The organism is Yinghuangia sp. ASG 101, from assembly GCF_021165735.1.
Classification (GTDB): Bacteria; Actinomycetota; Actinomycetes; order Streptomycetales; family Streptomycetaceae; genus Yinghuangia.
In genome coordinates this window covers 4,453,418-4,475,631 of the sequence record NZ_CP088911.1, presented here as the reverse complement: position 1 = coordinate 4,475,631, position 22,214 = coordinate 4,453,418, and the positions used below count along the sequence as shown (strand labels likewise).

At 69.3% G+C, this 22,214-nt stretch carries 13 protein-coding genes and 1 tRNA gene; 10 read left to right on the top strand and 4 right to left on the bottom strand.

Annotation, left to right across the window (positions count from 1 at the left end; translation table 11 throughout):
• The first annotated feature begins 84 nt into the window (after window positions 1-84).
• The gene (locus LO772_RS19155) at window positions 85-1,101 is read left to right on the top strand and encodes an ArsA family ATPase (RefSeq protein ID WP_231779624.1); all 1,017 of its coding nucleotides are present in this window, start codon (window positions 85-87) and stop codon (window positions 1,099-1,101) included.
• Window positions 1,098-2,336: an ArsA family ATPase gene (locus LO772_RS19150; protein WP_231773246.1), complete on the top strand. Its 1,239-nt coding sequence runs from the start codon at window positions 1,098-1,100 to the stop codon at window positions 2,334-2,336. Before LO772_RS19155 ends, LO772_RS19150 begins: the two co-directional genes overlap by 4 nt.
• A 190-nt stretch (window positions 2,337-2,526) precedes the next feature.
• Here LO772_RS19150 and LO772_RS19145 read toward each other — a convergent pair whose 3' ends face one another.
• Window positions 2,527-2,853 (bottom strand): WhiB family transcriptional regulator, encoded by a 327-nt coding sequence (locus LO772_RS19145; protein WP_231773245.1) that lies wholly within the window; start codon window positions 2,851-2,853, stop codon window positions 2,527-2,529.
• A 357-nt stretch (window positions 2,854-3,210) separates the two neighbouring features.
• Here LO772_RS19145 and LO772_RS19140 point away from each other — a divergent pair, with 357 nt between their 5' ends.
• Entirely contained in the window at window positions 3,211-5,514 is a 2,304-nt protein-coding gene (locus tag LO772_RS19140; RefSeq protein WP_231773244.1) for a transglycosylase domain-containing protein, read from the top strand.
• 195 nt (window positions 5,515-5,709) lie between these two features.
• Here the strand turns inward: LO772_RS19140 and LO772_RS19135 are convergent, their stop codons facing one another.
• On the bottom strand, window positions 5,710-6,165 hold the full coding sequence (locus LO772_RS19135; RefSeq protein WP_231773243.1) for a GatB/YqeY domain-containing protein: 456 nt from the start codon (window positions 6,163-6,165) through the stop codon (window positions 5,710-5,712).
• A 112-nt stretch (window positions 6,166-6,277) separates the two neighbouring features.
• Between LO772_RS19135 and LO772_RS19130 the strand changes: the two genes are divergently transcribed.
• The 4 genes from LO772_RS19130 (at window position 6,278) to LO772_RS19115 (ending at window position 12,657) form a co-directional block, all read left to right on the top strand.
• The gene (locus tag LO772_RS19130; protein ID WP_231773242.1) at window positions 6,278-7,174 is read left to right on the top strand and encodes a metallophosphoesterase; all 897 of its coding nucleotides are present in this window, start codon (window positions 6,278-6,280) and stop codon (window positions 7,172-7,174) included.
• Window positions 7,175-7,247: 73 nt separating this feature from the next.
• A tRNA-Pro gene (locus tag LO772_RS19125) sits at window positions 7,248-7,321 on the top strand.
• A gap of 927 nt (window positions 7,322-8,248) precedes the next feature.
• Window positions 8,249-8,743 carry an effector-associated constant component EACC1 gene (locus tag LO772_RS19120; RefSeq protein WP_231773241.1) on the top strand — a complete coding sequence of 165 codons (495 nt, stop codon included), beginning with the start codon at window positions 8,249-8,251 and terminating at the stop codon, window positions 8,741-8,743.
• Window positions 8,740-12,657, top strand: coding sequence for a caspase, EACC1-associated type (locus LO772_RS19115; protein WP_231773240.1), 3,918 nt, complete (start codon window positions 8,740-8,742; stop codon window positions 12,655-12,657). Before LO772_RS19120 ends, LO772_RS19115 begins: the two co-directional genes overlap by 4 nt.
• 709 nt (window positions 12,658-13,366) lie before the next feature.
• Here LO772_RS19115 and LO772_RS19110 read toward each other — a convergent pair.
• A complete protein-coding gene (locus LO772_RS19110; RefSeq protein ID WP_269453055.1) occupies window positions 13,367-14,011 on the bottom strand; it encodes an HAD family hydrolase in 645 nt (214 codons plus the stop codon).
• A 328-nt stretch (window positions 14,012-14,339) separates the two neighbouring features.
• The gene (locus tag LO772_RS19105) at window positions 14,340-15,425 is read right to left on the bottom strand and encodes a LacI family DNA-binding transcriptional regulator (RefSeq protein WP_331717350.1); all 1,086 of its coding nucleotides are present in this window, start codon (window positions 15,423-15,425) and stop codon (window positions 14,340-14,342) included.
• Between the two features lie 523 nt (window positions 15,426-15,948).
• Here LO772_RS19105 and LO772_RS19100 point away from each other — a divergent pair.
• The 3 genes from LO772_RS19100 to LO772_RS19090 all read left to right on the top strand — a co-directional run bounded on the left by LO772_RS19100 (window position 15,949) and on the right by LO772_RS19090 (window position 21,641).
• Window positions 15,949-16,365 (top strand): type II toxin-antitoxin system RelE/ParE family toxin, encoded by a 417-nt coding sequence (locus LO772_RS19100; protein WP_231773238.1) that lies wholly within the window; start codon window positions 15,949-15,951, stop codon window positions 16,363-16,365.
• Window positions 16,358-16,780, top strand: coding sequence for a helix-turn-helix domain-containing protein (locus LO772_RS19095; RefSeq protein WP_231773237.1), 423 nt, complete (start codon window positions 16,358-16,360; stop codon window positions 16,778-16,780). The genes LO772_RS19100 and LO772_RS19095 overlap by 8 nt, the downstream gene beginning before the upstream one ends.
• 595 nt (window positions 16,781-17,375) lie before the next feature.
• Window positions 17,376-21,641, top strand: a complete 4,266-nt coding sequence (locus LO772_RS19090) for an NACHT domain-containing protein (RefSeq protein WP_231773236.1) — start codon at window positions 17,376-17,378, stop codon at window positions 21,639-21,641.
• Window positions 21,642-22,214: the final 573 nt, after the last annotated feature.

Genomic DNA, 22,214 nt, shown 5'->3' with positions numbered 1-22,214 from the left:
AACCGCGCGTGAAACCTGTCACCCGCGCAGACCGCGTGCGGTACGTCGCCGCACGGGATGGTTAGTCTCGACAACGTGAGCCAGGTGACTGAAGCCGACAACCCCCGCGCGCCCGGCGCCGACTCCGACTGGGAGGGCGTTCGGCTGCATGTGGTCAGCGGCAAGGGCGGCACCGGCAAGACGTCCGTCGCCGCGGCGCTCGCGCTGGCGCTGGCGCACGGCGGTCGCCGGACCCTGCTGGTCGAGGTCGAGGGGAGGCAGGGCATCGCGCAACTCTTCGAGACCGCCGAACTCCCCTACGAGGAACGCAAGATCGCCGTCGCGCCCGGCGGCGGGGAGGTGTACGCGCTGGCCATCGATCCCGAGGAGGCGCTGCTCGACTACCTCGACATGTTCTACCACCTGGGCCGCACCGGGAAGGGCCTGAAGAAGCTCGGCGCGATCGACTTCGCCACCACCATCGCCCCCGGGCTGCGCGACGTCCTGCTCACCGGAAAGGCGTGCGAGGCGGTGCGCCGGCGCACGAAGGGCGACCGAGGCGTCTGGGCGTACGACGCGGTCGTCATGGACGCCCCGCCGACCGGGCGGATCAGTCGCTTCCTCAACGTCAACACCGAGGTCGCGGGGCTGGCCAGGTTCGGCCCGATCCACTCGCAGGCCGAGGCGGTGATGCGCGTGCTGCGCTCCCCCGAGACCGCCGTGCACCTGGTGACGCTGCTGGAGGAGATGCCCGTCCAGGAGACCGTCGACGGGGTCGCCGAACTGCGCGGCACCGGGCTGCCGGTGGGCGGCGTCGTGGTCAACATGACCCGGCCGCCGCTGCACGTCGACGACGAGACCGACACCGGCGACGGACTCACCCCCGACGTCCTGGAGGCCGGCCTGCGGGCCGCCGGCGTACGCCCCACCAAGCGGCTCGTCGCCGCGCTGCTGGAGGAGGCCGACGAGCACGCGAGCCGGATCATGCTGGAGACCGACGAGCGGCGCACCGTACGCGGCCTGGGGCTGCCGGTGTACGAGCTGCCGCTGCTCCCCGACGGGGTGGACCTGGGCGGCCTCTACCGCCTCGCCGACGCACTGCGCGACCAAGGAGTGGCATGACCGCGGCAACCCCCTCGCGCGGCGGCTCGGCGGCACGCGGTCGGTCCGCGCGGCCGACGGCCCGGCAGGAGGCCCGGCCGCTGGACATCGACCCGCTGATCGACGACCCGGCCACGCGCATCGTGGTGTGCTGCGGGTCCGGAGGCGTCGGGAAGACGACGACCGCCGCGGCGCTCGCGCTGCGGGCCGCCGAGCGCGGCCGGGACGTCGTCGTCCTCACGATCGACCCCGCCCGGCGCCTCGCGCAGTCCATGGGGCTCACCGAACTCGACAACACGCCTCGCCGCGTCGCCGACGTCGACGAGACCAAGGGCGGCAGCCTGCACGCCATGATGCTCGACATGAAGCGGACGTTCGACGAGATCGTCGAACAGCACGCCGACCCCGAGCGTGCCCGGCAGATCCTGGAGAACCCGTTCTACCAGTCGCTGTCCTCCAGCTTCGCCGGGACGCAGGAGTACATGGCGATGGAGAAGCTGGGCCAGCTGCACTCCGGCGGCACGTGGGACCTCATCATCGTCGACACGCCGCCGAGTCGGTCGGCCCTCGACTTCCTCGACGCGCCGCAGCGGCTCGGGTCGTTCCTCGACGGCCGGCTGATCCGGATCCTGTCCGCCCCCGCCAAGGTCGGCGGGCGCGGTGCGCTCAAGTTCCTGTCCGCCGGGATGGGCCTGATGACGGGCGCGCTCAACAAGGTCGTGGGTGCCCATCTGCTGACCGACATCCAGACCTTCGTCGCGGCGCTCGACACGACGTTCGGCGGCTTCCGCAAGCGCGCCGACGCGACCTACCGGCTGCTCCAGGCCCCGGGCACGGCGTTCCTCGTCGTCGCGGCACCCGAGAAGGACGCGCTGCGCGAGGCCGCGTACTTCGTCGAACGCCTGGACGCCGAGTCGATGCCGCTGGCCGGGCTCGTCCTCAACCGCGTGCACGCCACCGGAGCCGGCGAACTGTCCGCGGAGCGCAGCGCCGCCGCCGCCGAGACGCTTCTCGAACAAGCTCTCGACGAAGACGCCGACCCCGGCGCGGACGGCCCCTCGGCCCAGGATCTCCGGCTGGTCGCCGGACTGCTCACCCTGCACGCCGAGCGCCTGCGCATGATCGGCCGCGAGGACCGCGTGCGCACCCGCTTCGCGTCGATCCATCCGGATGTCCCCGTGGTGGAGGTGCCCGCGCTGCCCGGCGACGTCCACGACCTCGACGGGTTGCGCGCGATCGGCCGCCACCTGGGCTGACGCCGGGCCGCGCCGCACGTGGCGAATCGTTCGCGCCCATGGCGGTACGCCCCCCGGCACTCGCACCCGGGTCCTCGGACCGGGGCCTGACTCCCGGGCCCGCGGACCCTCGGGTGCGCGTCGGTGGTTCGGGTGGTGCGTGGGCCGTGCGCGAGCGCCGGCACGGTCGCCGACAGGGCCTGACCTGCCGTCAGCCGGCGGCGCGCAGCCCCATATTGTCGTCGTAGTCCGCGTGGATCTCCCGCTCGTACTCCTCGCGGGCCGTCTCCAAGAGCCTGCGCCACGAGGTGACGGTCGGCCTGCGGCGCAACAAGGCCCGCCGCTCCCGCTCCGTCATCCCTCCCCAGACGCCGAACTCGACGCGATTGTCGAGGGCGTCGGCAAGGCATTCGGTACGCACCGGGCATCCGGTGCACACCGCCTTGGCGCGATTTTGGGCCGCCCCCTGCACGAACAGCTCATCCGGATCGCTGGCCCGGCATGCGGCCAGTGCGTTCCAGTCGGTAACCCAGCTCATGCTGGTGCCGTCCTCTCCCGATTCGAGGCTCCCCCTACGGCGGTGACGGGAAATCCCGTCGCCAAACAGGACGCTACGAAAAGACGGGCGCGCGCAACAGCCCCTACTGGGCAGTCATGAATGACCCGGACGGACTATGCGCGAATATGAACCCACCCGTACGGGTGAAATCCCTTGCGCCGCTTGGCTCTACGCCTCCGAATAGGCCCGCCGGAGCGCCCGCCGGGTAGATCCCGCCTTCGACCCAATTCACTCGAAAGAGTGAACGGGGAGAGGGGAGCCGTCCCCCGGCCGCTGTTACAGACTAGGCGAACTACCTGCGCCGTGCGTGGTCTTTCGGCACGTAGTCTGTGGCGCATGGCCCGTACCCCCTCCGGCAGTCCCCGCTCCCGCGCATCCGGTCGTGGGCCCAGACGCCCCGGTTCGTTCCTGGGATTCACCGGCCGCCTCGCCGCGTTCGTCGGCGCCAGCGTGCTGGCCGGCGCCCTCGTCGCCGGCATCGCGCTGCCCATCGTGGGCGGCCTCGGCCTCACCGCCAAGGCCGGTGCCGAGAACTTCGACGAGTTCCCCGACGAACTCGAGGCGCCTTTCCTCGCGCAGCCGTCGTACATCTACGACGCGGGCGGCAACCTGCTCGCGACGGTGTACGACCGCTACCGCGTGCTGGTCAAGATCGACGACGTCGCGCCGGTGATGCAGCAGGCGATCGTGGCCATCGAGGACTCGCGGTTCTACGAGCACGGGCCGATCGACCTCAAGGGCACCCTGCGCGCGCTCGTCAAGAACCAGTCCGGCGGCGAGACGCAGGGCGGGTCCAGCCTGACGCAGCAGTACGTCAAGAACATCTTCGTCGAGCTGGCCGGCGACGACCCCGCGAAGGTGGCCGACGCGACCAAGCAGGAGCTCTCCCGCAAGATCAAGGAGCTCAAGTACGCGATCGGCATGGAGCAGCGCTTCAGCAAGCAGGAGATCCTGGAGCGCTACCTCAACATCATCCCCTTCGGCCAGCGCGCGTTCGGCATCGAGGCCGCGGCGTACCGCTACTTCGGCGTCCACGCCCGTGACCTGACGCTGCCTCAGGCCGCGCTGCTGGCCGGCGTCGTCAACGCCCCGACGAAGTACGACCCGGTCACGCAGCCGGAAGCCGCCCTGGAGCGCCGCAACATCGTGCTCCAGCGCATGGCCGAGGTCGGCGTCGCCCCCCAGGCCGACGTCGACGCCGCCAAGGCCACCGACCTCGGCCTCAACGTGCAGGCGCTCAAGAACGGCTGCATCTCGGCCAACGACGTCAACGGCTCCGCGTTCTTCTGCGACTACGTCAAGAACGTCATGAAGAACGACCCGCTCTTCGGCAAGACGCAGGAGGAGCGCGACGCGCTGTGGCGCGCCGGCGGGCTCCGCATCAAGACGACGCTCGACCCGAAGGCGCAGGAGGCGGCGTACAAGGCGGCCACCAAGGGCGTCCTGCAGGGCGAGGACGTCGCGGACGCGGTCGCGATGATCGAACCGGGCACCGGCGAGATCAAGGCCATGGCGCAGAGCCGGCCGTACGGCTTCGAGGACTCGAAGAACGAGACCGTCATCAACTACTCGGTGGGCAAGGCGATGGGCGGCGCCGAGCTGGGCTTCCAGCCGGGCTCGACCTTCAAGCCGATCACCGCGGCGGCGGCGCTGGAGCGCGGGGTCAGCCCGGGGCAGTCGTACACGACCACGTCGCACATCATGAAGTTCGACGACCAGATCTTCCAGACCTGCGAGGGCACCACCAAGGGTGACGGCTGGGACGGCAAGGCAGGTCTGAAGAACGAGACCGAGAGCGAGTTCGGCACGTACGACATGCAGACCGGGCTCAAATACTCGATCAACACCTACTTCGTCATGCTCGAACAGCAGATCGGCATCTGCCCGGTGGCGACGCTGGCCCAGAGCATGGGCGTCACCCTCGGCAACGGCACCCCGCTGCCGCAGAACCCGTCGCTGACGCTCGGCGCCGAGACCGTCACCCCGATCTCGATGGCGAACGCGTACGCGACCTTCGCGGCGCGCGGCAAGTTCTGCGACCCCGTGGCGATCACCGAGATCACGCGCCTCGACGGCAGCAAGCTCCCGGTGCCGTCCGCGAACTGCCGCCAGTTGCTCAAGGCCGAGAACGCCGACGTCCTCAACGAGTTGCTCAAGGGCGTGACGGAGAGCGGCACCGGCAAGAAGGCCGGTCTCGACGACCGGGCCAGCGCGGGCAAGACCGGTACCACCGACAAGAAGACCAACGCCTGGTTCGTCGGCTACACGCCGCAGCTGTCCACCGCGGTCTGGGTCGGCCACCCCGACAAGCCGACCACGATGGAGCCCAGCGGCGGCATCATGATCGGCGGCAAGCGGGTCTACGAGGTGTTCGGTGGATCGATCCCCGCGCCGATCTGGAAGAACGCGATGACCGGCGCCCTCGCCGACGAGCCGAAGCTGAACTTCACCCCGGTTCCGGCCGGAGTGATCCCGCCGGCGGTCGAGCAGCACCCGAAGGCTCCGGAGCCGCCGAAGCCGGGGCAACCGAACCAGCCGGGGCAACCCCCGCAGCCGAACCAGCCGACCGTGCCGAGCATCCCCAATATCCCGAACATCCCCAACATCCCGGCGCTGCCGGGCGGCCCCGGGCCGAGGTAGGCGGGGCGACGGGAGGACCGGACACGGCGGGGGCGCCACGCGAGGTGCGTGGCGCCCCCGCCGTGTTCGATCCGTCGGGGAAGCGGCGACGAGCGCTCCGGGGACGGGCGCTCGCCGGGCCCGGGCGGGTCGGAACCAGGCCGCGCCACACGGGAGTTGCCCCGCGCCGCGTCGGCCTGCCGCCCAGCCCCGGGGTCAGCTCCCCAGCTGCCTCTTGATCTCCGCCGCGATCCGGCCGCCTTCCGCGCGGTCGCCGATCCTCGGGCGCGCGACCTTCATGACCCCGCCCATCGCGGACGGACCGGACGCTCCCGTCTCGGCGATCGCGTCGGCCACGATCCGGCTCAGCTCCGCGTCGTCGAGCTGCGCGGGCAGGTACTCGGCGAGGATCTCGGCCTCGGCGCGCTCGCGGGCCGCGGACTCCGTCCGGCCCCCCTGGTCGAACGCCTCGGCGGCCTCACGGCGCTTCTTCGCCTCGCGCACGACGATCTTCAGCACCTCGTCGTCCGAAAGCTCCCTGGCCTGCTTGCCCGCGACCTCCTCGGTGGTGACGGCGGTCAGCGTCAGGCGCAGGGTCGACGTACGCAGCTGGTCCTGCGCGCGCATGGCCTCCGTCAGGTCGTTCTGGAGGCGGCTCTTGAAGGTACTCATGCGCTCAGTGTCGCAGTCGCGCCGAACGGCGCCCCACCGAATTACCCCGTCGGCACTCCCGGCGGCGACCGTCGGCTCCCCGTCCGGGCCGACCTCTGGAACGATGGGAAGAATGGACACGAAGTTTGCGCTCCCGCTGGGAATCGCCGGTGCGGGGGTGGCCTGCCTCACCTACGCCGCCGCCTATGAGGCCCGGTCGTTCCGGCTGCGCCGCGTCGAGGTGCCCGTCCTGCCCCGGGGGCTGCGCCCGCTGCGGGTGCTCCAGGTCTCCGACATCCACATGGTGTGCGGGCAGCGCAAGAAGCAGGACTGGCTGCGCCGACTGGCCGCGCTGCGGCCCGACTTCGTCCTCAACACGGGCGACAACCTCTCCGACCCCGAGGCGGCGTTGGAGACGCTGGACGCGCTGGCCCCGCTGATGGAGCTGCCGGGCGCGTACGTCTTCGGCTCGAACGACTACTTCGCCCCCCGCCCCAAGGACCCCACGAGCTACCTGCGCCGCGACGACGGCACCCGCCGCCTGGGCGACGAGAACCCGTGGCGGGACCTGCGCGACGGGTTCGACCGGGCCGGCTGGGAGAACCTCAACAACGCGCGCGGGCGCCTCAAGCTCGACAGCGTCGAGCTCGAACTGGTCGGGCTGGACGACCCGCACATCGACCGCGACCGCTACGAATCCGTCGCCGGCGGCCCGGACCGCGCCGCGGACTTCTCCCTCGCCGTGGTGCACGCCCCGTACCGCCGGGCCCTCGACGCCTTCACCACGGAGGGCTACCCCCTCGTGATCGCGGGGCACACGCACGGCGGCCAGGTGTGCGTCCCCTTCTACGGCGCCCTCACCACCAACTGCGACCTCGACCGCAAGCGCGCGAAGGGCCTGTCCCGCTACGCCTCCTCCGGCAATGAGACCTACCTCCACGTCTCCGCCGGCTGCGGCACCTCCCGCTACGCCCGCTTCCGCTTCGCCTGCCCCCCCGAAGCCACCCTCCTGACCCTGACCCCGGCCTGACCTGCGCCTCCTCCCCACCGGAAACCGGATTTCGCCTGGGCACCCCCGTCCGCTAAGCTGAACGCGCATCAATCGGGGTGTGGCGCAGCTTGGTAGCGCGCTTCGTTCGGGACGAAGAGGTCGTGGGTTCAAATCCCGCCACCCCGACTCGTTTGTGCAGGTCAGAGGCCCTTTCGGATCATCCGGAAGGGCCTCTGGCACGTCTTCGACACCTTCGGCACCCGCGAAGGGATCGCGTGTTCAAAAGCCACCGCTCCGCAAGATAAAACGCCAGGTCAGAAGCGTGCCGTTCCGCCAAGGAGCAGGATCGGCAACGATTTTGGGACCTCTGGGGGGTGAGCTGGGGGTGATTGGGGGGCGGATTCGACGGCCACGTGATCCCGCTCCGGTGGCGACTACTCTCCGAGATCGTTACTGGCCAGCGGTCGATTGATGCGGCTCAAGCGGCCCGGACGGTCCAGCGGAATCCACAGCAGACGGCCTCTGTGGTCGGTGAACGCGAGGAAGCGAAGGCCGTGGGCTTGGTTCCCGTTGTAGTTACGGCAGTCGTCCGTCCCCGACCGGCGGCGGGTGCGCGCCAGGGGCCGTCGAAGCGGGAGAGCCCGAGGGGGCCTCTTGGGGGTCGGTCTGCACGAACCCGCGAACACGCGACCGGCACCAGCACGGCGACCCCGCACCAGCCCCATGACCTGAAACTTCACGACGAAACAAGCTCACTTCGGGTTGTCGCGATCGACGCATGCCTGGGCGACGGGCTTGCCATCGCGCAGCATCTCGCCGCACACGAGCTGGGCGCCTGGGCCGGTCTGCTCGCGGTTCAGCACCCAGCGCGCTCTGACATCGTTCCGAAGTCCCCCCGCCAGGCATGCTTCTCCCCCAGGTGTCCGTCCTTGCTCTCGACGGTGATGTCCCGGACGTACCGGCCGCACCTGGACCCCGCCTGACCAGCCCCGCGGCGGGGCCGCAGGCTGCTTCGGCTGCGGCGGTGATACGGCGGCCGGTGAAAGGCGGGGCGGGGATTGAGCCCCGGGGATAGTCTGGCGCGGCAGATTTTCGTGGTGACGGGGGTGGACCGTGCGTGTGGTGTTGACGGTGGACGACGGCCGGGAGGATCAGCGCGGCGCCGCCGAGTTGCGGAGGTGGTTGGACGGGGTTCCGCAGCTTCGCGGGCGCGTGGAACGCGGGGAGCAGGACGCGGTCCCGGCGGGGGCGATGGGGGCAGGTGCCGACGCGCTGGTGGCGGTGCTGGAGCCGGGGGGCGTCGCCGCGGTGTTCGTGGGGGCGGTGGCCGCGTGGGTGCGGACCCGCCGCGGCAGCTACACCGTCACGGTGACCCGTCCCGACGGGACCGAGATCACCATCACCTCCCAGGACTCCATGACGCCCGAGGAGGCCGTGGCCGCCGCCGAACGCCTGGCGCCCTCAGAGGAACCGCGGCCCGAGGCACCCGGCCCCGAGGAACAAGCCCCGGGGGGACAGGCCGGGGACCGGGCCCGTCCCGGCGGCGAACGGCCCAGGCCCGAGGAACAGCGCCGGACGGACGAAGGCTCCTCGGGCGCGTCCTCGTGACGGACGCCCTTTCCGACCGCGGGGTCCGCGCGGTCCTGTTCGGCACCGGGAGCCACGCCGCGGGATCGCAGCTTCCGTCCCTGCCGTCCGTCGACACCACTATCGACGACCTGCACAAGGCGCTGGTCGAGGTGTGCGGCATGGACCCCGCGCAGATCACCCGTGTTCCCGCCGACGCGGACCCGGCCCAGGTGATCGCCGCGGTGGAGGGGGCCACGGAGCAGCCCGGCGGGCCGGTGCTGTTCTACTACGTGGGGCACGGCCTCCTCGACCCCGACGACGAGTTGTACCTCGCCACCCGGGGCAGCCGGGGCCAGCGCCGGGTCGCGCACGCGGTCCCGTACCGCACCGTGCGCAACCTCCTCGGCAAATGCCGGCACGGCAGCGTGGTCGTCCTCGACTGCTGCTTCTCCGGGCGCGGTACCGCCCCACCGTCCGGCGGCGGGGCCCGGGGACCGTTCGCCACCGCCCGTCCCCCGGGCAGTTTCTTCCTCACCTCGGCCACGTACTTCGAGCAGTCGTTCGCGCCCGAGGGCGAGCGCCACACCCTGTTCTCCGGGCAGTTGCTGCGGCTGCTGCGCGACGGCGACCCGGCCGGCCCGCTGTGGCTGACCACGGCAGCGCTGCACAAGGCACTGGACCGCGCCTTCGCCGAGAACCCGCTGGTGCAGCCCACCCGGGGTAACGAGGGCACCTTGGACTCGCTGCTCCTGGCCCGCAACCGCGCCTACCCCGTCGGCGCCGACGAGGCGTGGGGGGCGGAGCCGCCGGCGGATGTCCCGTGCCCCTACCCCGGCCTGGAACCGTTCCGCGCCGAGGACAGCGCGCACTTCTTCGGCCGCGACGACCTCGCCGCCCGCCTCACGAACGCTGTCGCCGACGAGACCGAGGACGGCCCGGTACTCCTGATCGGCGCCTCGGGCGCCGGCAAGTCCTCCCTGCTCCGCGCCGGCCTCCTCCCCCGGCTGGAGGACCCGGCCGGCCCCGGACACGGCCCCGCGCTGTTGATCCCCGCGCCCGGCGAAAACCCGATGCGCACCCTCGCCGGCCCCTGGGCGGCGGCACACGGCCTGGACGAGGACGAGACACACGACGCCCTGCAACACGGCCGCTTCCCCCCGCCGCGCCCCGGCCGCCCGACGTGCCGCGTCCTGGTCATCGACCAGTTCGAGGAAGTCTTCACCCGCTGCCGCGACCCCCACCGGCGCACCGCATTCCTCGACCTGTTGACCGGCAACAGCGACAGGCCCGGCCCCCGACCGAAAATCGTCCTGGGAGTGCGCGCCGACCACTACGGCAACTGCCTCGCCCACCCCGGCCTCGAACACGCCCTCGCCCACGCGGTCACCGTCCCCCCGATGAGCGAACCGCACCTACGCGCCGCGGTCGAGGAACCCGCCGCCGCAGCCGGGCTGACCCTGGAACCCGGACTGACCGACCGGCTCTTACGCGACCTCCACACAGGCCACCACGAGAACGACGCCGCCGCCGCGCTGCCGTTCCTCGCCCACGCGCTGCGCGAGACATGGCGCCGCCGCAGCGGCACCCGGCTCACCCTCGCCGGCTACCAGGCCACCGGCGGCATCTGGGAATCCGTCGCCACCACCGGCGAAAACCTCCACCACTCCCTGGACGAGGACGGACAACGCACCCTCCGGGAACTTCTGCTCCTCCTCGTACACGTGCCCACCGACAGCGAAACGGCCGTCGTCCGCCACCGCGTCCCCCTCACCGACCTCCCCGACACCACCACCGAGATCCGCGAACGACTCGCCCGCGATCGGCTGCTGACCGTCAACCGCACCACCGCGCACATCGCCCACGAATCACTACTCCGCGCCTGGCCCAGACTCCGCGACTGGATCCACGAAGACACCGCAACCCTCCTCGCACGCCAGCAACTCCGCGCAGCAGCCAAAGAATGGGACACGAACGCACGCAAACCCGAATACCTCTACCGCGGCAGCAGACTCCACGCCGCCGAACAACTCGACAACCTCCCCACACGCGAACACGAGTTCCTCCAAGCCAGCCGCCGCAGAGCCCGCCGCAGCACCCAACGCCGCATCTTCATCCCCCTCCTCGCCATCCTCACCGCCATCACGACCACACTGGCTTTCGTCGCCTACCAGCAAGCCGCCGAAGCGTCCCGCAACGGCGCCGAAGCCCTTCGCCAAGCCGGCGAAGCCGCCCGGCAACACACCCTCGCGTTCTCCCGCCAACTCGCCGCGGAAAGCCTCGTCATCAAAGCCACCCAGCCCGTCACCGCCCGCCGCCTCGCCGCCGCGGCCTGGTTCACCGCCCACACCGACCAAGCACGCGACGTCATGACCCAACTCCTGGACGAGCAACAGCGAAACGGCATACTGCCCGTATCCCCCGGCGGCGTGAAGGGGGTGGCGTTCAGCCCCGACGGCAACCTCCTCGCCACCGCTGGCGAAGACGGCACCCTGCGGCTGTGGAACCCGAACACCCGCCAACCCGCCAGCGCCCCCCTCACCGCTGCCACAGGCGGCAGCGTGAACGGGGTGGCGTTCAGCCCCAACGGCAGCCTCCTCGCCACCGCTGGCGAAGACGGCACCCTGCGGCTGTGGAACCCGAACACCCGCCAACCGACCAGCCACCAAATCCTCGCCGCCCCAGTCGGCAGCGTGGAAGGGGTGGCGTTCAGCCCCGACGGAAACCTCCTCGCCACCACAAACAACGACGGCACCGTGAAGCTGTGGAACCCGCACACCGGCCAACCCGCCACCGCCCCCCTCCCCGCCACCCCAGGCAGCAGCGTAAACGCAATAGCGTTCAGCCCCGACGGAAACCTCCTCGCCACCGCTGGCGGCGATGGCACCGTGAAGCTGTGGAACCCGCACACCGGCCAACCCGCCAGCCACCAAATCCTCGCCACCCCAGGCAGCAGCGTGAACGCAATGGCGTTCAGCCCCAACGGCAACCTCCTCGCCACCACTGGCGAAGACGGCACCGTGAAGCTGTGGAACCCGCACACCGGCCAACCCGTCGGCACCCCCCTCCCCGCCGCCCCAGGCGGTAGCGTGAAGGCAATGGCGTTCAGCCCCAACGGCAACCTCCTCGCCACCACCAACGGCATCGTAAGGTTGTGGAACCCGAACACGGGCCAGCCCGCCAGCCACCAGATCCCGCATGACTGGAACGCCGGCGGGGTGGACGGGGTGGCGTTCAGTCCCGACGGAAACCTCCTCGCCACCGCCAACTACGACGGCACCGTGAGGCTGTGGGACCCGCACACCGGCCGACCCGTTGCTATCGCCCCCTTCCCTCTCAACCCATCTGGCGAGGTCTATGCCGGGGTCGACGAGGTGGCGTTCAGCCCCGACGGAAACCTCCTCGCCGCCGCCAACTACGACGGCACCGTGAGACTGTGGGACCCGCACACCGGCCAACCCGCCAGCCACCAAATCCCCGCCATCCAAGGCGCCAGCGTGGACGGGGTGGCGTTCAGCCCCGACGGAAACCTCCTCGCCACCACGGACGACGACGGCACCGTGAGGCTGTGGAACCCGCACACCGGCCAACTCACCGGCGCCCCCCTCGCCACCACCCCAGGCGGCAGCGTGAACGCAATGGCGTTCAGCCCCGACGGAAACCTCCTCGCCACCACGGACGACGACGGCACCCTGCAGATGTGGAACCCGAAGACCCGCCAACCTGCCAGCGCCCCCCTCCCCGCCACCCAAGGCGGCAGCGTGGACGGGGTGGCGTTCAGCCCCGACGGAAACCTCCTCGCCACCGCTGGCGAAGACGGCACCATCTACCTCGCCGAGACACGGTTGTTCACAGACCCATATGCCGCACTGTGCTCGGACGTAGGCCCCCCCACACCAGATGAGTGGAAGAAACACGCGCCCGGCGAACCGCAAACCGACGTCTGTAAACCCTGAACCCACCCCGTGGCCGACCTGCCCGGCAACCAGGCCACCTCAGCTGATCTTGGCCCGCGCCGCCGACGCAGCGGACCAGGTGTACCAGCCGACCGCCGCCGTTGCCGCGCGCGGCGGCGCTGCTCACCTGCACCCACGACATGGTGTGCATTGCTACGGCCTGCCCCTGACAGTCAGTCCGTGGTGAGCTGTCCCTCCTGGGCGAAACAGGACCCCCCCGGATGACCAGCGCGAACGGCCCGATCGCCAAGTCCGAAGGGCCGGAACCGGGCCCGGCCCGCCGCCGCTTCTCCCCGGAGTACAGGCTGCACGTGGTCGCCGTCCTGCCGGGCGCGGCCCGGAACGAGGCCGACCGCCGTGGCGCAAGAAGAGACCACGGCCCGGGGCACGTATACCGCGCGGTGTGCCGTGGCGCCGCTGCCGACGGTGGAGCAGTCCTCCGCGATGGACCTGACCGGCGCTGGCCACCATATTGCCGAGCAACGGCGGCACGACCCTGCCGAGGCGATCACCCTGGTATGCGACTTGGCGGCAGGCGGCGAGATCTCCACGGGCGAGGTCCTCGACGCGGCGGTCGACGCCGTGGGCCTGACCGGCATCCTCGTGCTTCAGGAGATCCACTCCGCCCCCGACCCGAGCACCATGGCCGAGTGCTGTTTGGCAGCGACCGCACATCTGGCCCTCGCGGTGGCGCTGCTAGCGCCGACGTTCATTTTCGCTGCACTATGCCCAGCAGATCCGCCAGTCGGGCGGCGGTGTCCGATCGGCCGTCGGCATGGACGGTGGTGATGCCCAGTGCTGCGGCGGGCGGGAGGTTGGCGGGGTTGTCGTCGACGAACACGCATGCGGCTGCGGGCAGGCCGAGCCGGTCCAGGGTGCGCCGGTAGATCACCGGGTCGGGCTTGGCGACGCCTTCCGTCTCGGAGATCACCGTGACGTCGAACAGGTCCCACACGCCGGTCTCCCGGTAGGGGTTGTACGGGTCCAGGCCGAACGAGTTCGACAGGAGCGCCAAGGCGTACCCGGCGCGGCGTGCCTCCCGGGCGAGGGTGATCATGGCAGCCGCGGGGCGTACCGCTGCCCAGGCCCGGCCCATCAGGTCGTGGTGGTCGTCGACGCCCAGCAGTGCGGCGGTGCGCCGGTTCCACTCGGCTTGCGTCAGCCGCCCGGTCTCCAGTGCCGCGTACAGTTCCCGTCCGCGTGGATGGCGCCCCAGGGCGTCGACCCACGCGCTCGCCGGGAGGCCCTGGGCCGTGCACCAGGACTGGTGCGCGGACGCCTCCCCCTCGGTCAGCACTCCCACGAAATCCAGAATCAGCCCGCGGTATTGCCGCTGTCCCCCGCTGTGCCGCACTGCGCTCCCCTTTCACGACCCACCCCGGTCTTCTCGCCGGCCGGTAGTGTCGTTACCCGCGGGCGCATCGCACCGCACCCCGCTGTCTGCCCGCCACGGTTTTCCGTTGGGGAAGTGGCGGGTGGACGGCGGCTCGGTGCGCCATCGTGCGAGAACTCCCGGACCGGGCCGCGGCAGATCATCGGCCTTACCAGTAAGCACCCCAACCGGCCGTGGGCGTCCCAGCGGAAGCGGCCACGGGTGCCCGCGGTGTTGGCGAAGCAGGTCCGGCGGATAATCCTTTGCGCTTCTCCCCACCGGAGGATCAGGGAACGGGTGAGCACACCGATCATGTGGCTCTCATGGAGAGTTGCCGTTCGAGAGCCCCAACCGCGGAGCGTGGCGAAAGTTGCCGGCGCGCGGCGAGGGACTCTTCCCACCGCGCGGTGAGTGCCGCTCGCAGCGAGTCGCGCATGGTGTGCGTCACGTGCGTGTATCGCGCTGCCATCGAGCGGTCCAGGTGCCCGAGGCGCTCGTTGGCCAGGACGCCGGGGACTCCGAGTTCCGCGAGCATCGTGCGGTGGCTGTGCCGGAGTCCTTGCGGTGTCAGGCCACGCGCGATCGGGATCCAGCACGCGTCGGCGCGCTGTGTCGCGTTGCGTCCCCGCACGGGCGTTCCCGCCCACGGTGTTCCGCTCACCGGAACGGGATGTTGGCTCAGCGGCTGCCGGCCCGGGTACCAGCCTGATGCCGCAGGGGTGAGCACCCAGGACGCGAACCCGCTGCGCCGCCAATGCGCCACCGTCCGGTGCGCGCCGGCCACGATGCGGGGCGCGGCCATCGCAGCCTCCACGCGGGTGCGCGTTTCGGCGGAAACCCGCTCAGGATGGTTGAGCACATGCGACACCGTCCCGCGGGACATCCCGGCGCGGACCGCCACTTCCGCGACCGTCGGACGAGCAGCGAGTCGAGTCGTTTCCTGGGCACGTCCGAAGAAGACGTAGCGGCGGCCGTGGCAGCGACACGCCACCGCCGGCGTGCTGCTGATGTGCTCCGCGAGCAGCTCCGACAGCCAGGCAGGAGTATCAATGGTCCGGCGGCTGCCGTCCTTGGGCGGGCCGCGGACGAACTCGCCGGACCCCAGCTCGTACAGCTGCCACTCCACCCGAATGCTCCGCGGGCGCACGTACTCGGTCTCCAGCCCCACGACCTCGCCCCACCGCATCCCCGTGAACATCATCAGGATCACCGCGACGAACTCGGCATCGCGCCCGGACAACAGCGCCGCGCGCTCCGCGATCAACAGCGCCCCCAGCGGATCGGTGATTGTGCGCTCCGGACCGCGATCCCCAGCCAGGCGCCGTCCGCGCCCGCGTCCACGCTCGGCCGGGTTCACCGGGATCAGCCCATCGGCGACCGCGTCCGCCAGGATCACGTGAAGCAAGGCGCGCCAAGTCCGCACACTGGTCGCCGCATACACGGCCGCCGCATCGCGTTCCCACGCGGCAACGTCCGATCGCCGGATCGACCGACCTGCATGTCGCCGAACCACGGAACCAGATGCCCCCACAAATGGCGGCGGTAGTTCTGCAGAGTCGACGCGGCCAGCGCCTGCTCCGTGTACCAGTCCGTTGCATACTCGGCGAACGTCACCCGTTCCAGCGCCGTCTGCGGTCTCGACGCCAGCCGCAGCTCAGCCTCGGCCGCTTCCGCAGTGGACCTCTCAGCCACCCGCGACGGGAACGCCACGACGACACCTTTGCTCCCCCGCACGCCGGCCTGTCGCCTGCCGACCGACCTGTACCGGGACCTCCTACGGGCCCCGCGCTGCTCCGCGCCGCCCATAACCCCATGATCGCGCGCGGCCACCCCATATGGAGGCTCAGGCACTGAGCCGCTCCAGGATTGATCAAGACCCTCGGGTGCGGCGGCAAGGCCATGGCGATACAATTTTGTATGTGCATGAGAAGTTATACGCCGTCGAGATGGAACCCGAGGTCGCCTCGTGGCTGACCGGGTTGTCGGAGTTCGAGTTCGGTCAGGTCGACTCCGTACTCGGAAGGCTGCTGGCCGCCCCGACCACTGCGGGGATGCCGTTGGCGCGGTCACTCGGAGACGGACTGTGGGAGCTGCGCTTTTATCTTGGGCGTCGGCAGACCAGGATCACGTACTGGATCACCTCGGATCGCCGGATCATCCTGCTGACCACGTTCTTCAAAACGCGGATGAACGAGCGTCACGAGGTCGATCGCGCCAAACGGCTGTTGAACGACTGCCGGGCAGGCGCTCCCGGACACGACGGCGAAGCCGAACACGTCTTCAAGCGCGGGTCGGCCGCGCGGAAGCGAGCGAAGGACACGAGCGAAGATGACTGACACGACGAAGAAGGCAGAAGCCGGGACTTCCGCACCCCGGACAGTTGCAGCTGGCAAGGCTCGGGGGTCCGCAGAAGCACGGGCATCCGCTCACACCCGTCTGAACGTCACAGGCACGCTGTCCGCTGAGGCACAGGCCGGGGCCGAGTGGATGAACGCGGCGCTGGACTTGGCCCAGGCCGTCTACGACCTGCGCACCGCCAAGGGCTGGTCACAGCGACAACTGGCAGAGGCCGCCGGAATGAAACAGGGCGCGATCTCGCGGATCGAACAGGCCGGGACCCTGCCGACCCTGCCGGTCGTACTGCGTCTCGCCGATGCCCTCGACGCGAAGGTGGTCATCGTCGTCGACCGCGACAACGGCGAGAAGGCAATCGAGTTCACCATGACCCCGCACGCAGCAGCGGCAGCGTAGCCGGATCCCCCCGCACGCCCGGCCAAGCCGCCATCGGCGACACCCCGGGCGGCGGCTCCTGGACAATCACAGACCCCAGGGCGAACGATCGTGTTCGACGATGCCGAAATGTTCACGGTCTGTGCGCGAACGCGTGCGCAGTCTCCGGTGGCCGTGCCGCAAAGGACGTCGAAGCCTGGGCCGCCAACGACAGACGCGGATAAGGCGAAGGCGAACACGGACCATGTGTCGGCGGCGACGGCGGGTCCGACACGGGTAGCACGACAGTCGATGGCGCACGCCGACTTCAGCAGAGCAGATCCCAGGACGCACCCTCCCCGATGGCACGAAGTTCATGGTGTCGAAAGACTCACAGCACCCCTGACGAGTGACCAAGACGGCCAGCAGCAGATCCACGCCTCGGTCGGTCGCGGACGCCGTTTGCACTCCGAGACCGGCGAGGTCATCTGCTCGGGCGGGCCCGGAGACGCCGACGCCAAGCGGCTTGGTCGTTCACGGTGTTGGGCATGCATGCCCGTCAAGACGGTGTCGGCGTATGCGGTTGAGATTGCGGAAGCAGCCGCGCTGGCCTACGAGGTCCTGGGATCATCGATCGATGGTGGCCAGCTTTTTCCCGATCCGGGTACCGCGTCTGTGCCGGGTGCGTAGCGCCGAGCCCGATCCTGTACAGGACTTGTTCCCGCTGGACCCGGACGGCTTCCGAATCACGCGTCGCCCGGCCGCCCCGAAGAGGGGGCGGTCGGCTGGTGACTTCGTCAAGGAATCGGAACTGGAGGGCTTGGGCAGCCTGGTGCTCTTGGGCGAACCAGGCGCCGGCAAGAGCTCGCTGCTCCGAGCGCTTACCGCCGATGCCACGCGGGACGACGCACCCCGGACGATTGACGACGCAGACTGCCTCTGGGTCTACGCGGCGGAGATCAGCGAGGCGAGTTATCACGACCTGCTCGGCAGTGAGCTTCGCTCACTGCCCCTTGCGCCGGCAGTCGGCGCATCGCCGGGTGACGCTCCCACCGCGTTGCCGGGCCGGCGGCTCACCGTCGTAGTCGACCAACTCGACGAATGCCCGATCCTAGATCGCCTTCCTGGACTCCTGCGGATATCCCTTAAGGGGCGCGACGTCAGCGGATTGCGGATCCTCGCGGCCTGCCGAACGGCTTCGTTCAAGCAAAGCCTGGCCGACGTTCTGAACGATCACTTCGGCGCGTGCGCCCTTATCGACCTGGCCCCGCTGAGTCGCTCGGATGCTGTTGCTTTGGCGGACAGCGCTGGTGTGTCAGGAGAGGACATGATCAAGGCGGTTCTCTCCGCGAAGGCCGGACCGCTGGCGAGTGTGCCGCTGACCCTAGAGCTTCTGGTGCGCTCCTATCAGGAGACGCACCGACTCGACGGGGACTCCCAGGACCTGTTTGCGCGGGGAACCCGTCTCCTCGCCACGGAGTACGACCCCAACCGAATCAGCACGGTCCCGGCGGTGACGACAGCCGAGCAGCGCCTGGTGACTGCCGGCCGCCTGGCTGCGTGGATGCTGCTGTCGGGACGCCGATCCTTGTGGCTGGGAAGCGGTCGCGAGGAGAGCCCGCACCACCTCGATCTCCCGGTCGAACTCGCCGTCGGCGGTACGGAGAGCACCGGACCGGGCATGACCTTCGAGGTCTCGCGGGCTGTTGTCGGCGAAACGCTGGCCACAGGACTGTTTGCCGGTGCCGGTCGCTATCGCACGCAGTTTCGGCATGCTTCTCTGGCGGCCTACCTCGCCGCTCGCTATCTCGTGCAACGCGGGACAAGAGCCGACCAGTTGGCGGACCTCTTCCTCGTGCGTAGCCCCGACGGGGCGGGCTCCAGCATCCCGGCTCCCCTGCGCGAGACCGCGGCATGGATCGTCGCGCTCGCGCCGAGCGAAACCGAGTGGCTTGCGGGGGCGGACCCCGCGAGCTTGGTGGCGCACAGCGCCTTCGTCCGCTCGGCCCGCATCAGGGAGTTGATCGTGGAGCGGCTCCTCGCCAGGGCGGACGAAGTCGAACTGGGGGATACCCGCTACTACTTCGCTCGCTGGGACCTCGATCATCCGACATTGGACGCTCAGCTCACCGGTGCGCTGGCGACGGAACCAGACCCAGCCGACCTGCCCTTGTCCCTCCTGTCGCGGGTACGCGTTGCACTCCGTCTGGCGCAAGACTGCCCCTCGCCGACACTCACGCCTTCACTTCTGCGCATCGCCGGCGATGCCCACTGGACTACCTACGAACGCTGCGTGGCTGCGTTCGTTGCCATGGACTGCAACGCTGCCATGGCCGCCCCGCCGTTGCGGGAGCTGCTGCTGAGCCTGCCGACGCCGCAGGCCGCAACTGCTGCCGATCCACGGCACGCGCTCCGCGGAATGCTTCTCTCGCTGCTGTGGCCGAAGTACCTCACGATTGACGAGGTCCTCTCGGCAATGGTCGCACCGCCCGCCGACGACATAGGCGGCGATTATGCACGCTTCTTCGAACGCATGCCGACAGATTGCGCGGACGACCACCTTGCGCCTCTCCTTGCCTGGCTCGACGGCGTGTGGCAGCCAGGCAGGGAAGGGCGAGGAGCCTTCCATGCCGAGGGAGTCACGGACTTTGGCACGCTGCCCAGCATCGATCTGAGCGCACCGCACGGCCCAGGAAGGATCCTGGATGGGGCTTTGGCGCAGGTCATGCACAGCCGTGATCCGCAGCCCCACCTCCCGGCAATCGCGGCGCTGGTCACGCGGCGTTTCCAAACGCATCACAAAGTCCTGGTACCTGACGCCTTGCAGCGTGATAGTGAAGCTGGAACCACGAACGCAACGGATCGGCGTCGTATGTTGGCCGCAGCGCTTCTTGAAGAGAGCGTTCGCCAAGGAGAAGAGCCGTCGGTCGCCACTTGGCTCATCATCCGAGAATGGGAACGACCCACCCGTCTCGGCTTGTTCGCGGAGGAAGAGGAGCCGCGCCCGTATTGGGACATGCTGATCGATTCTCGCGATTTCACATGGGCGCTAGCCAGGGCCTCCGAGGCCCAACAGGGAAGCAATGAAGCACTGGCAGACGCATATGGCCGCCTTGCCGCGCATTTGTTCGAGCCCAACGACCAGGGGATTTTTCTTCTTGCCTACGAGAATCAAGAAAACCCCGTCTGGCCGCACGTGCGGTGGCACTACGATCCCGTTGCACTGACCAGCGAACTTGCAACGAGGATGCGCAGATCCTTTGAAGCCAATCAGCCGCAGCCCTGGGAGGAATCCGAGCAGTTCATCGACCTACAACGCACAGCTCTGCGTTCCCTGGCGCGGGGAGAATCGGGAGATTTCGCAGATTTTCTGTACAGACTTCAATTCGATCCGATCACAGGACGTGCGCCATCCACACACAACGCCGACCCCATGGAGTGGCCGGGGATAGCCGTCTTCAGTGCCGCGGAGGTCGAAAGCCTCCTCGAATATTCCATCGGCTTTCTCAGCCGCGAGGATGACCGTGCCGCGGAGTGGTTGGGCCGGCACAATGATCAGCGGGCCTGGGCCGGCCGCCAAGCCCTGGTATGGCTGCACAAAAAGAACCTGCTCAGTGATCTTCCGCCCGCTGTCTGGCACTCATGGAGCGGAGCCATCCTGGGGGAGGTCACAGCCGGCACCGACAATGCAACGGAGGTCGAACTCCGGCGGCTTGCGGCAACTCACGCGCCCGAACGATTCAGCAACTGCCTCGTCCAGTACGTCAAAGGTTCGATCGACCAAGGAATTGATGCATTCCGCCTCGAAATGATCGACCCGCTATGGGACGACGGGATTGCGTCTGCGATGCATATCCTCGCCGAAGAGCTGCATTCCCGTCTCGTGACCGGTGGAGAACTTCAGGAGGACGCCGACGCCTACCGGAATATCACCCGGACGTGGGCGACCTTGCTGACCCAGCTCGTTTGCTGCGGCCGTGAGTCGCCGACGTGTCTCGCGGTACAGGCGATGCGTGACGGCGCGTCCTCGGCAAAGGACGCAGAACGAGACACCGCAGTTCGGGCAGCTGTCGCTCTCTTGGCGGCCGACGCACGGCGCTGGTGGCCTGAAGTGCGGCAACACCTCAACGAAATCCCCTTGTTTTCGGCACAGTTGGCCCGTGCCGCTGCACACCGGCGTGAGCGCCGGCCCATCGACTCCGCGCTCGCTGAATCTGAGCTCGCGGAAGTTTACGAGTGGCTGGATCCGCTGGTCGGAACGGAAGAGCCCGTCTACCGACTGGGATCGGGGTTCGTCGGCCCGAACGAAGAGATTCGCGATTGGTGGGCATCCCTGCCCTCGTCCATTGCGTCCCGGGGCACCGCCGCCGCCGTCCTGACCATGAGGGGTCTCGTAGACCGGCATCCAGGTCGCCTGCACCTGCAATCAGCCTTGATCGCATCAAGGACGCGTGCTGCCGCGGCAGCACGCGCAGAAACGCCGTTGCAGCACGTTATCGCCGTCCTAGCCGATCCCGACCGGCGCATCGTGCGCACCAGCGGCGACCTTCTCGACGTGGTGATGTCGGTATTGGAGCAGATCAAGATCGACATCCAAGCGCACGGGGGACTGCTGTGGGACCGAGTGCCAAGCCCGAGCAGCAGCGGCTCGTCAGCAGGCAAGGCAAAGATGACCTACACGTGGCGACCGAAACCCGAGGCCGCACTTTGTGCGTACCTCGACCATGAACTTCGGCTGCGACTCAAGGGCAATCGCGTCGTCGTGAATCGGGAGGTGATGATCCAACCTACCGATGCCTACGGCGCCGGCAAACGAGTCGACGTCCTCGCCCAGGTGCACCCCCACGAAGGTCGGGGTCTGGGTGCAGGGGAAGCGAGCGCGCTGAGCCTGGTGATCAAGTGAAGGGCGCGTGGAACGACGACCTCCTCGGAGCTCAGAAAACCCAACTGGTCGACTCGTACATGCACAGGCTCGGGACAGACGTCGGCATCTACCTCGTGGGCTGGTACCCCCTCGACCTTTGGACCTACAAAGAACGACGAAAGACGGACGCCTCAGCGTACGAAGCTGACCTGTTCGGCGGCGCCCTGGAGGCCCAGGCGGCTCGAATGCAGATCAGCCGACATGTGAATGTTTGTCCGGTTGTCATCGAAATCCCGCGCCCGCACAAAGAGGAACATGACGAACCTGGTGCGAGCAACTCAACGTAGCCTCAGGGCGATGACGGGCCGTCAGCTCGTCGACGGCCGCCAGTATCTGCGGCTCCGGGCGGTTGGATGGTTCCCCACACGGCGCGGGTGCGGTCCTCGGTACGGACGCGGCGGAACCTGTGCCGCAACTCCCGCCGCGCGACTGAGCCCTCGGCGTGGCTGGCCGACTGCAGCAGACGGGCGTGCACGGCACCCGCCGCCCAGCCAGCACGAGGCACTGAAACCCACCCGTACACGCTGTCACGCCTGCCTACGCCCACACCCC